The organism is Nostocoides jenkinsii Ben 74 (assembly GCF_001046875.1).
GTDB classification, from domain to species: domain Bacteria; phylum Actinomycetota; class Actinomycetes; order Actinomycetales; family Dermatophilaceae; genus Nostocoides_A; species Nostocoides_A jenkinsii.
Genome location: NZ_HF571038.1, coordinates 3050751 through 3061568, shown reverse-complemented (window position 1 = coordinate 3061568; position 10818 = coordinate 3050751). Strand labels below are relative to the sequence as shown.

Here is a 10818-nt window from a genome sequence, read left to right as displayed (position 1 = left end):
ACAAGTTAGTCAACTGCGGACAGCTTGCAAGGTGTCCACAGTTGACTAACTGCTGCTAGCAGAATTTCCTTGGGGGGCTCCGGCGCAGTGTCAGTCGGCTTGGGCGCGGGCGGCGATCGTCGCCTCGGTGAGGTCCGGCCCGGTCAGGGTCGCGGTGATCCGGCCGAATCGGAGGATCAAGACGCGATGGCAGATATTGGCCAGTTGCTCGTAGTCGCCCGAGGCGATGACGACGGCGGCACCCTTGGTGGCGGCCGCGCAGACCAGTTGCAGCACATCGTATTTGGCCCCCGCGTCGATCCCCTGGGTCGGCTCGTCGAGGAGCAGGACGCGCGGCTCGCGGTCCAGCCACTTCGCCAGGACGACCTTCTGCTGATTGCCGCCGGAGAACTGGCCAACGCGGGCCAGCGGGTCGGGGGGCCGCACCCCGAAGCGCGTCATCGCATCCGTCGCCGCGCCGATCTCGCGCTCGCGATGCCGCACGCCGAGCAGGCTCCTGGCCGTGTCAGGCAAGATCGCGAGATTCTCGAAAGCCTCGACGTCCAACCACACTCCGTCGCGCTGCCGGTTGCCCGGCACCATGCTGACGCCGAGCGCGATGCGCTCGGCGATCCCGGCGTCGGTGAGGTCAGCGCCGTCCAGGAGTACCCGTCCCGCCCGGGCGGGCACCGCGCCGGCGAGGAGCGCCGGGATCTCCTCGTGCCCCATACCGACCAGACCGGCGAGGCCGACGATCGCCGGCGGCGACCCCGAGATCGAGATCGACGACGCGTGCCCCGGTCAGGCCCTGCGCCTGCAGGACCGGGGCGCTGGTTGGGGCCGGGGCACGCTCCGGATAGGCGCGGGCCAAGCGTTGCCCGAGCATCGCCTCGATGATCTGCTGCGAGTCCGTCTGACCCACGAAGGTGTCGACCACAACACCGTCGCGCAGAACCGTGACCCGGTCGGCCACGGCAGCGACCTCCTGCAGCCGGTGCGAGATGAACACGACCGCGCTCCCGCGATCGGCCACGCGCCGCATCAACGCGATTACCTGCTGTGATTCGTCCGCGCTGAGGTATGCCGTGGGCTCATCCAGGATGAAGACGAACCGCTCGCCGTGCTCGCGCAGGAGACGGGTGGCCCGGGCGATCGCGACCGTCGCCCGGGCGGCGGGTGGCAAGTCGGCGATGAGGGTGTCGGGATGGATTCGGGCACCGAGGTCGGTCAGGAGTTCGCAGCAGATACGGCGCTCGGCGGCCATGGAGAAGGGGGCGAGGAGGCGCGCGCCATACGGCGAGGAGACGCCCATGTTTTCGGCGACGGTGAGGGTGTCGACGAGGCCGAGGTCTTGGTGGATGACGGCCATGCCGTGCTCGTGGGCGGCGCCGAGCGGGAGCGCGACGGGCCCGCCCCACACCTGCATCTCCGCGCCAGGCGCGGGCGCGTGGATGCCGGTGATCACCTTGACCAGGGTCGACTTGCCGGATCCGTTCTGGCCGAGGAGGGCGTGCACCTCGCCGCCGAGCGCCTCGAAGTCGACCCCGCGCAGGGCCGCGACGCCACCGAAGCTCTTGTGGACGCCGGTCAGGCGCAGCCCCGAGCGCTCCCCACCCGAGCGAACGTCCCGCACCGGACTTGACTCAGGCACGGCCGCTGAGCCGGGCGGCGACCCGGGCGAAGGTCACGGCCAGGATGAGCGCCATCCCGTTGAAGACGTCGGAGACCCAGGGTTGCGCGCCATACAACTGCAGGCCGGTGACGAAGATGTTGAGGAGATAATGGGCAATCAGCGTGCCAACGGCGTTGGCCCCGATGGCGACCGGTATGGATGTGCCCGTGGTTGTGAGCTGGGCGACGACGGCGGCCGCGGCGGTCATCGTCCCGGCGATGGAGAGGTCGAAGTCCCCCGAGCGCAGCGGCAGGGTTAAGGCCAGCGCCAACAGCAAGATGATCGCCTGACTGTTGATCATCGCCTTGACATTGCCGAGCGTGGGAAACGTCTCCGGCAGCAGCACCGAGAAGGCCACGAAGGCGATGACGAGCACCGCCATGAGCCCGTAGCGCTCGGCGATCTGCAGGGCACCGTGGCGGGGTCGGGCCGGTGGCTCGGCCGGGTCGGCGCGCATGTTCTCGCTCTCTCGCAGCGTCGTTGCGGAGGTCAGCGACCCCACTGGTCCGTGAAGAGCGTCTCGAAGCCTTCGAAGTCGGGGTGGACGCTGGCCTCACTGCCGTCGCCGATATTGGTCTTGTCGATGATCCGTCCGGGCAGCGACCAGTCGGCCGGCTGCTAGTCGAGCATGGCCCGTCCGAGCTGGTCGACCAAGGCCCACCCGATGTATTTCTCCGGCGGCCCGGCGACGGTCATCGCCTGCAGGGTCGAGCCCGCCGCCGTCGCATGCAACGTCGAAGGGCTGCCATCGTGGGCCGACCGTATGCCGCGGCCCGCTCCGCGCGCCCACGTCACCGTCGCGGCAAGTCACCGGCGGCGCGCATCGGCTCCTTCTCCGCCGCATCGAATGTCAGCGGCATCGTCAGCGACACCGAGGCGATCGCCACGGTGTTGCACGAGCACGGCGCCCTGTCGTTCTGGGATTTCGCGGCGTGCGCGCCTTATGTCGAGATCGAGATGAACGGGCCGGGCACGTCATACAAGGATGCTCTGGTCATCTCGCCACACAAGTTCATCGGTGGGCCCGGGACGCCGGGGGTGCTGGCGATCCGGCGTGAGCTGATGACCAATCCGGTGCCGGTTGTGCCAGGCGGCGGCACGGTGCTCTATGTCAATCCGACGGAACATCGCTATTTCGCCGATCCGGCACACCGGGAGGAGGGCGGCACCCCTGCGATTGTCGAACCCATCCGCGCCACCACCGCCCCACCCGGCGCCCTCGCCGGTTATCTGGTGGAAGCTCGCGCCCTTCTGGCCGCGACGGACGCGCCGATCTCGTGGGGCACCGCGATCGTGACGCGGACTTCGGCGGGTTGCGGTGGTTCGTGCTGCCCGACCGCTGCCTGCCCGACCGCTGATTGCCTCTCGCGGACTCCGCTCGGGTGGGCAGGATCAGCCGAAGAGCTGGGTGCCCCAGTCGGCGCCGTCGGCGAGGCCGGGCGGGCAGGCGAACAGCGCGGAGCCGGTGTGCTCGATGTATTCGTTGAGGCCGTCCTTGGCCGCGAGTGCGCGCTGCATCGGGACGAACTGGGTGTGCGCATCGCGCATGAAGGCGACGAAGAACAGGCCGGCATTGAGGTGGCCCTGGCCGTCGGAGCCGTCGGTGAAGTTGTAGCCGCGACGCAGGATGCGCACCCCGTTGAGGTTGTCCGCATGGGCGAGACGCACGTGCGAGGTCAGCGGGATCGCCGGCAAACCATCAGTCCGGGTCGCCGAGAAGTCGATCGCGTCGAACTCCTTCTTAGCCCCCAATGGCTCCCCCTCGAGCTTGCCGCGGCCGAAAACATCTTGCTGCTCTTGCAGATTCGTCCGGTCCCAGACCTCGATGTGCATCCGGATTCGCCGGGCGACGAGATAGGAGCCACCGGCCATCCACGCCGCGCCACCGGGCACATCCTCGGGCGCGACCCACACATGTTGGGCGAGGGCTTCGGCGTCCTCGGCCTTGACGTTGTTGGTGCCGTCCTTGAAGCCGAAGAGGTTGCGCGGCGTCTTCTGGGCGACCGAGGTCGAGGAGGTCCGGCCGAAGCCGAGCTGGCTCCAGCGCACCGCGACGACGCCGAAGCCGAGCCGGATCAGGTTGCGCACCGCGTGCACGGCCACCTGCGGGTCGTCCGCGCACGCCTGGATGCAGATGTCCCCGCCGGACGTCGCCGGGTCGAGATCGTCGCCCATGAAGGCCGGCAGGTCATGCAGCGCCTCGGGCTTGCGTCCGTCCAGGCCGAAGCGCTCAAAAAGACTGGGGCCGTAGCCGATTGTGATCGTGAGATTCGCCGGGGGCAGGTCGAGCGCCTCACCGGTGTCGGTGGGCACGCCATACGGCCCGAGGCCCACGGCGCCACCCGGGGCGGCCTCCGCGCCATACGTCATCCGCTCGGCCGCGCGGGTCCACGCGGTGAGCATCGCCTGCAGATCCTCGGCCGACTCCGACACCACGTCGAGGGCGACGAAATGCATCCGGTCCTGCGCCGGGGTGACGATGCCGCCTTGGTGAGCCCCACGGAAGGCGATCGGCGCCCCAACCGGACCACCTTGTCCCCCACCCGAATCCGGGGACGGGGCAGCGGCCGCGTGCGCGCTGTCGCGGGTCGCGGCATACACCAAAGTGGCGCCCGCGGCGCCGGCTGCGACCCCCAGGGCCGAGCCGACGGCTGCCCGGCGCGAGGGATCTGCGGCGTGGCCATCAGGCCTTGGCGACGACACCGGCCACCTGCGCAACATTCTCGGAGAAGGCGTCGAGCGCCTGGGTGAGCTTCTTGACGTCATCCTCGGTGAGGTCGGTGTAGAGCTTGAAGCCGTCCCCATCGCGGTAGGTCTCCAGCAGGTCGCCGAGGGCCTTGCCGGTGGAGTCGATCTTGGCGACCAGATCCGGGTCCTTCTTCTCCAAGAACGGACGAAGCTCGGCGATAGCCTGCTTGGACCCCTCGAAGTTGGCCTCGAAGTCCCACAGATCGGTGTGGCTGTAGCGCTCTTCCTCGCCCGTGACCTTGCCGGTCGCGATCTCGTCGAGGAGCGCCTTGGAGCCGTTGGCGAGCTGGAGCGGGTTGAGCTCGACGGACTTGGCCTTGGTCACCAACTCGGTGACGTCGGCCAGCAGCTTGTCCGCAATGGCGTTGGAGTCCTTCTGCAGGCCATCGACCCACAGGTCCTTCTCAAGCCGGTGGTAGCCGGTGAACTCCATGCCCTCAGCCGTGACATCCTCGCGGCCGTCGATCATCGGATCGAGGTCGCCGAAGGATTCCGCCACCGGCTCGATCCGCTCCCAGTAGGACCGCGCGTGCGGGTATGCCGCCTTGGCCTCCTCGACCTTGCCCGCCTTGACGAGCGCGACGAAAGCCGTTGTCTCCTTGAGGAATTCGTCGGCCTGGCTGTTGACCCAGCGCGAGTAGCCGGTGACGGCCGCCTTGAGGTCCTCGTCGTCGGTCTTGGCCGCGGGCGCATCACCCGTAACGGTGAAGGCCGCGCGGATGCCGTCCCCGACCATGCCCGGCTTGCAGGCCGTCTGATACGTCCCGGGTTCGGTGACCTCAACGTGGAAGTCGCGGGAGATGCCGGGCGTGATGTTCTCGACTTCACCGACGATCCGGTCGCCCTCGGCATACACATAGAACTCATTGATTTTGGTGCCGGTGTTGGTCACCTTGAAGGTGATGGTGCCCGCGGGGGCGGTGACGGCCGAGACCTGGCACTCGGTGTCGGTGGCGGTGACCGTGATCGGCCCACCGGCCGAGGCCGAGGCTCCGGTCTTGGTGTCGATGGACCCGCCGCAGCCGGTCAAGACCAGGCCCGCGGCCCCGAGGAGGGCGAGGGTCGGACGGGGGGTGAGGAACGGCATACGGAACAAGACTCCTAGTGAGCGGTTGATGAGGGGTGCACGCCGGATGTCGTCAGGCCGCGACGCGGGCGCCCGGGGCCTGGGCGTGCCGCGGCGGTGCGGTCACGGGCCGCAGGAAGAGCGGCATGACGATGGCGACATAGGCGGTCCACGCGATGGCCTGCAGCCAGGTGGTGGCGGGGGTGAAGTTGAGGATGCCCTTGAGCAGTGTGCCGAGCCAGCCGCCCGGCTCGATGATGTGGCTGACGTCGAAGGCGAGCGAGTGCAGACCGGGAAGGAAGCCGGCCTCCTGCAGATCGTGCAGGCCGTAGGCGAGGATCCCCGCGGCCACCAGCACGAGGAAGATTCCCGTGTAGCGGAAGAACGACCCGATGTTGAACCGGATGGCGCCGCGATACATCAGCACGCCGATCACGATGGAGCCGAGAATGCCGACGACCCAGCCGATCAGCGGCTGGCTCGTGCCAGAGCCCGCGGCCTGCGCGGTGGCGTAGAAGAAGATCGCCGTCTCCAGCCCTTCGCGGCCGACGCCAAGGAAGCCCACGAGCGCGACCCACAGGCCGCCGGCGTCGAGGGCTCGGTCCATGGAGCCCTTCAACTCCCCGGAGATCGTCCGCGCGGCCTTGCGCATCCAGAAGATCATTACGGTCACGAAGGCCACGGCCAGAATTGAGGCGGCCCCGCCGATCAGCTCTTGCTGCTCGAAGGAGAGTTGCCGGGTGCCATAGGTGAGCAGCGCGGCGAGGCCGGCGGAGAGAACGACAGCGACGGCCACTCCCGCCCACACCCACTTCAGCGCCCAGCGCCGATCGGTCTTGACCAGGAAGGCGATCAGGATGACGACGACCAACGAGGCCTCGAGGCCTTCGCGCAGCCCGACGAGGGCGTTGCTGACGAGCATGGTTCGATCCTTGTCCTACGGCGCATCCGTCAGGAATAAGGTAAGCCTTACCTAAGGCGAAGTGTCAACTGCCGTTCCTCAACGCGGGACACCGACCTGGCGTGATTCACTCCACCAAGTCCCGAATTCCGGCCAGCCACCGGCCCGCGGCACGGAAGTCGTCGTCGGAGTTGTATGGCGCGACGTGTGCCCGAGCCTGGTCCGCCCGGGCGTAGCTCCCGAGGAAGACGACGTCCGCACAGACCCGCTTCAGTCCCGTCAGCGCCTCGCCCACGCGCTCGTCGAGCACATGCCCCTCGATGTCGACAGAGAAGCAGTAGTCCCCCATCGAGTGCCTTGTCGGCCTCGACTCCAGTCGGGTCATGTTGATTCCGCGCGTGCCGAACTGGTCCAGCAACCGCAGGAGTCCACCGGCCTGGTCCTGGCGCTGATAGAGCACCAAGGTCGTCTTGTCCGCCCCCGTGGGCGCCGGGATGCGGTTGGGTCGCGCAACGAGGACGAAGCGCGTGACGGCTCGCTTGATGTCGCCGATGTCGTCGGCAAGGACGATCAGTCCCGCCTTGGCGGCCGCCACCGGGGCACAGACGGCGGCGTCGTGGCGACCCTCCCCACCCGGTGCCAAGTCGGTTGCCGCCGAGGCCGTGGACAACGTCGGGAGGTAGGTCGCCTCGGGCAGGTGCGTCCCCATCCAGCCGCGGACCTGAGCCCAGGCGTGCGAATGGGTGCCGACCGTCGCGATGTCGGCGAGCGCCATACCCTCCCGCGCCGCGAGGACGAAGCGGATCTTCACCAGCCGCTCCCCGATGACCACCAGCGGACTGCCGCTGGCCAGCGCATCCAGGGTGGCGGTCACCCCGCCCTCGACTGAGTTCTCGATGGGAACCATCGCCGCGTCGACCTCGCCGGCGCGGACGGCGGCCAAGGTCGCGTCCACCGAGGCGTATGCCGTGTGCTCGCCTTCCTCGGCACCCGGCCAGGCCCGCAGGGCCATCTCGGTGAAGGTCCCTGCGGGACCGAAGTAGCCATAACGGGTCACAGGGGAAGCGTAGGACGCCTCCTGGCCGAGGCTTCAGGACCGTCCACCCGCCGGATCGGCAGGCCGGATGTCGGTGGGCGCGAGTAGCGTGCGCATCGCTATGACGTTCAGCATCCTCACCGCGGCAATCGTGTTCGGCCTCATCTTCCCGGTCGAACTGCCGGACAAGACGTTCATTGCGACGTTGGTGCTGGCCACGCGCTACCGACCGCTGATGGTGTGGATCGGCGTCACCGCGGCCTTCGCAGTGCAGACGTTGGTCGCCGTGACGCTGGGCGGGTTGCTGGCGAAGCTGCCGACGCAGCCGGTTCAGGCGGTGGCTGCCGCCATGTTCGTGCTCGGCGGGTTCCTCCTGCTCAGGGGCGCCGGAGAGGCCGATGCCGAGGAAGCCGACGTCGAGGAGGAGTTCGCTGCGAAGGTCACCGCGCCGGCCACCGGCCTGAGGGCCATCGGGGCCAGCTTCCTGATCCTGTTCCTCGCCGAATGGGGCGACCTGTCCCAGTTGCTCACCGCATCCCTGGCTGCCCGGTATCAGGACCCGCTGTCGGTGGGCGTGGGCGCCTTCCTCGCCCTGGCCACGATTTCCGGTCTGGGGGCTGCCTTGGGTCGACAGTTGCTCAAGCGGATGCGCCTAGCCACCATCCGGCGGATCGGCGGCGCTGTCTGCCTCCTCTTGGCGGCCGTGACCGTCATCGAAGCCCTCCGCGCCTGACCGCGACCCGCCGGCTTCTCCGTCACAACCTCATCATTGTTACCCGGTTACTACCCGTAGGTCATGTAAGCGCTCCCACGAGGCACGGTGAGGCGGGCGGGGGAGCGATCGTGTTACTGCCGGGTAACTCGTGAAGATCCTCAGCATCCCGTCTAGCCATTGAAACTTTAACCGCCAAAAACTGTTGTGGCAGAACGATTTTTAAACGGCCTCTACTTTTCCTTGTTAGGGCGGACGATTCGGTTGACGCCGTTATCACCTGGCATGCAACAATGTTGTGCCGCTGATGTTACTGATTAGTAACATCAGGTGCGACCTAGGCCACAACCGTCGTCGCACGCAGATCAACCGCCGGTGTCTCGGGGCATCGGCCAAGTGCAGGGGTCGGCGCACGGGGCGCCGATCGAACGAAAGGAATTGCGCACTGTCCGACGCGCGTAGGGGCCAAGGGAAGCACCGGTCCGAGCGGAGCACGGCTACCAACACCGGAAAGCACCGGGCCCTCGGGACCACCTCCGGAACCTCACGGCGCGGCGGAGCCGTCGTTGCCTTCGCCGGCCTTGTCGGCACGCCCACCGCCATCGCCGCCCCCGCGGCCCTGGTTGCGGGCGCGCACGTCGGTGTCTCGGTTGCGGGCGTCACCCCGACCGCTCTCAACGACATCGTCGTCGATGTTGAAGGTGGTCGTCTGCTTGACGCCCACGTCGGTGACCTTGAAAGTCGGCGACGAGTAGTACTAGTAGTAGTAGTAGTAGTAGTAGTAGAGGAAGTCGGTCTGCCAGGCGACGCCGTCTCCACGCTCAACGTCCCCGGCGGCAAGTACGAGGTCGTCAGCGGCCAGATCAAGTTCACTCCGGACGCTGGCTTTGCCGGCGCCGCCGCGGCAGTGACCTACCGGGTCGCCAACGAGACCGGCGCGACCGCGACGGCCACCGTCCAGGTCACTGTTGCCTCGGCCTACCCACACGCCACCAACGACTCGGCCACCACGGCATACGAGACCGCGGTGAGCGTTGACGTCCTCGCCAACGACGACAGTGGCGCTCCGAGCCTGACGATGAACGCGAGCAGCCTCACGCTGCTCAACTCCAGCGGCCAGGCAGTGAGCACCCTGACGGTCAACGGCGGGACCTACTCGGTCGAGGCCGGCAAGATCAAGTTCACCCGAACGCCCGCTTCATCGGTACGGCCGACACGGTGACCTACCGCGTCGCCAACTCGCTGGGCAAGAAGACCTCGGCCACGGTCAAGGTCACGGTCGGCGGTGTCAGCCCGTTCGCGAAGCCGGACTCGGCGACCACCCCGAGCCAGACCTCGGTCACGGTTGACGTCCTGGCCAATGACGGCGGCGGCGCGGCGGACAACCCGCTCAACCCGGCGACGTTGACCCTGATCAGCTCGACGGGAACCGCGGTCACCTCCATCGCGGTCAACGGCGGCACCTACAAGGTTGTCAGCGGCAAGGTCGTCTTCAGCCCGTCCTGCTACTTCCAGGGCACGGCGCCGGCCGTGACCTACCGGGTGGCGGACAGCTTCGGCACCACGGTCTCCAGCACGGTCCAGGTGACCGTGACCGGCAACCCGCCGGTGGCCAACCCGGACTCGGCGACGACCCGGCCCAACACGCCGGTCAGTGTCAACGTGCTCTACAACGACTACCCGGGCAGCTACAGCACCCCGCTGGTGTCGTCCACGTTGACCCTGCTCAACAGCAGCGGCAACCCGGTGAGCTCGCTGAGCGTTGCCGGTGGCACCTACCAGGTCAGCAACGGCCGCATCCTGTTCACGCCTTACTACGGGTTCATCGGCCGCGCCGAGACCGTTCAGTACCGCGTGGCGGACACCGCCGGTGTGACCGCGACCTCCACGGTTCGGGTCACGGTCGGTTACACCTGCTGGTGGTGATCCGCTAAGAGCCCGCTGCTCCCGGCGCGGCTCAACTGAAGGGCCCGTCCTCATCGGAAACGATGAGGACGGGCCCTCGCCGTTGGCGGCGCTGGAGCAGGTCCAAAGCTTTGGGAGGCAAACCGGCGCTTCGCATGGGAACCTAACGGCGGGAAAGTCTCCCGAAGCGCCGGGTTGTGGGATTGGGCGGGAATCCGGCAGGGGGGACGGAGCGCCCGAGGCTCCAGGAGAGCAGCCAGAGGGCGAGGAGGGCGCCGACGAGGTCGGCGTTTTGCAGGACGCGGCCGAACCATTCTGGCGACCAGCCGTTGGCGAGCCACGAGATGCCCCACCAGGGCAGCCGGCACAAGAACCAGGCCGTGATCGCCCCGGCGGCCAGGAGCCGCCGCCGGTCCCGCAGCGGGTCCGCGCCGAGGATCGCCAGGATGACCACGACCACCCAGTGGAAGTGGTGGATCCAGGCGACCGGTGAGAGCAGGCAAGCCATCAGGCCGACGGCGGCGACTTCGGTGATGGAGTCGCCCGCGGCATACGCCCGCTTGGCCAGACGGAAGCCGACGACGGCGACGGCGCCCGCGAACACCACCCACATCAGCATCCCCGGCAGCCCCTCCGGCCCGAGACGCATCAGCACACCGCGGATCGATTGGTTGGAGGTGCCACGGTTGGGGCCCAGCCGCGCCGGATCCTGCAGCGCGCCGCCCCAGAAGATCACGGACGACGCGGGCTGGGCGATGGCGGCCCCAATCGTCACGAGAGCGGCGGTGGCGATGGCGGT

At 68.2% G+C, this 10818-nt stretch carries 10 protein-coding genes and 2 pseudogenes; 4 read left to right on the top strand and 8 right to left on the bottom strand.

Annotated features, from left to right (window positions below):
• Positions 1–90: 90 nt before the first annotated feature.
• The 3 genes from BN13_RS20065 to BN13_RS14595 are packed head-to-tail and all read right to left on the bottom strand — an operon-like array spanning position 91 to position 2108.
• A complete protein-coding gene (locus BN13_RS20065) occupies positions 91–708 on the bottom strand; it encodes an ATP-binding cassette domain-containing protein (RefSeq protein WP_048547410.1) in 618 nt (205 codons plus the stop codon).
• Positions 629–1630, bottom strand: coding sequence for an ATP-binding cassette domain-containing protein (locus tag BN13_RS20060; protein ID WP_201329100.1), 1002 nt, complete (start codon positions 1628–1630; stop codon positions 629–631). The genes BN13_RS20065 and BN13_RS20060 overlap by 80 nt, the downstream gene beginning before the upstream one ends.
• Positions 1623–2108, bottom strand: coding sequence for an ABC transporter permease (locus BN13_RS14595; protein ID WP_157038614.1), 486 nt, complete (start codon positions 2106–2108; stop codon positions 1623–1625). Before BN13_RS14595 ends, BN13_RS20060 begins: the two co-directional genes overlap by 8 nt.
• Before the next feature lie 269 nt (positions 2109–2377).
• Here BN13_RS14595 and BN13_RS18875 point away from each other — a divergent pair.
• Positions 2378–2827: pseudogene (locus BN13_RS18875) on the top strand (aminotransferase class V-fold PLP-dependent enzyme); the annotation flags it as partial.
• 216 nt (positions 2828–3043) lie between these two features.
• On the opposite strand, the gene efeB reads toward BN13_RS18875, so the two are convergent.
• The 4 genes from efeB to pheA all read right to left on the bottom strand — a co-directional run bounded on the left by efeB (position 3044) and on the right by pheA (position 7423).
• Complete coding sequence (efeB, locus tag BN13_RS14590; protein ID WP_235434065.1) at positions 3044–4354, bottom strand: iron uptake transporter deferrochelatase/peroxidase subunit; 1311 nt, start codon at positions 4352–4354, stop codon at positions 3044–3046.
• Positions 4335–5486, bottom strand: a complete 1152-nt coding sequence (gene efeO / locus BN13_RS14585; protein ID WP_048547968.1) for an iron uptake system protein EfeO — start codon at positions 5484–5486, stop codon at positions 4335–4337. The genes efeB and efeO overlap by 20 nt, the downstream gene beginning before the upstream one ends.
• Positions 5487–5538: 52 nt before the next feature.
• On the bottom strand, positions 5539–6387 hold the full coding sequence (gene efeU / locus BN13_RS14580; protein ID WP_048547967.1) for an iron uptake transporter permease EfeU: 849 nt from the start codon (positions 6385–6387) through the stop codon (positions 5539–5541).
• Between the two features lie 106 nt (positions 6388–6493).
• On the bottom strand, positions 6494–7423 hold the full coding sequence (gene pheA / locus BN13_RS14575) for a prephenate dehydratase (protein WP_048547966.1): 930 nt from the start codon (positions 7421–7423) through the stop codon (positions 6494–6496).
• A gap of 100 nt (positions 7424–7523) precedes the next feature.
• On the opposite strand from pheA, the gene BN13_RS14570 reads away from it, so the two are divergent.
• The 3 genes from BN13_RS14570 (at position 7524) to BN13_RS14555 (ending at position 10040) form a co-directional block, all read left to right on the top strand.
• Positions 7524–8135 carry a TMEM165/GDT1 family protein gene (locus tag BN13_RS14570; protein ID WP_048549250.1) on the top strand — a complete coding sequence of 204 codons (612 nt, stop codon included), beginning with the start codon at positions 7524–7526 and terminating at the stop codon, positions 8133–8135.
• A gap of 286 nt (positions 8136–8421) precedes the next feature.
• Positions 8422–9336, top strand: a complete 915-nt coding sequence (locus BN13_RS19375; RefSeq protein WP_157038613.1) for an Ig-like domain-containing protein — start codon at positions 8422–8424, stop codon at positions 9334–9336.
• Positions 9333–10040 (top strand): Ig-like domain-containing protein, encoded by a 708-nt coding sequence (locus BN13_RS14555; protein ID WP_048547963.1) that lies wholly within the window; start codon positions 9333–9335, stop codon positions 10038–10040. Before BN13_RS19375 ends, BN13_RS14555 begins: the two co-directional genes overlap by 4 nt.
• A 142-nt stretch (positions 10041–10182) precedes the next feature.
• On the opposite strand, the pseudogene BN13_RS14550 reads toward BN13_RS14555, so the two are convergent.
• Positions 10183–10818: pseudogene (locus BN13_RS14550) on the bottom strand (glycosyltransferase 87 family protein); the annotation flags it as partial.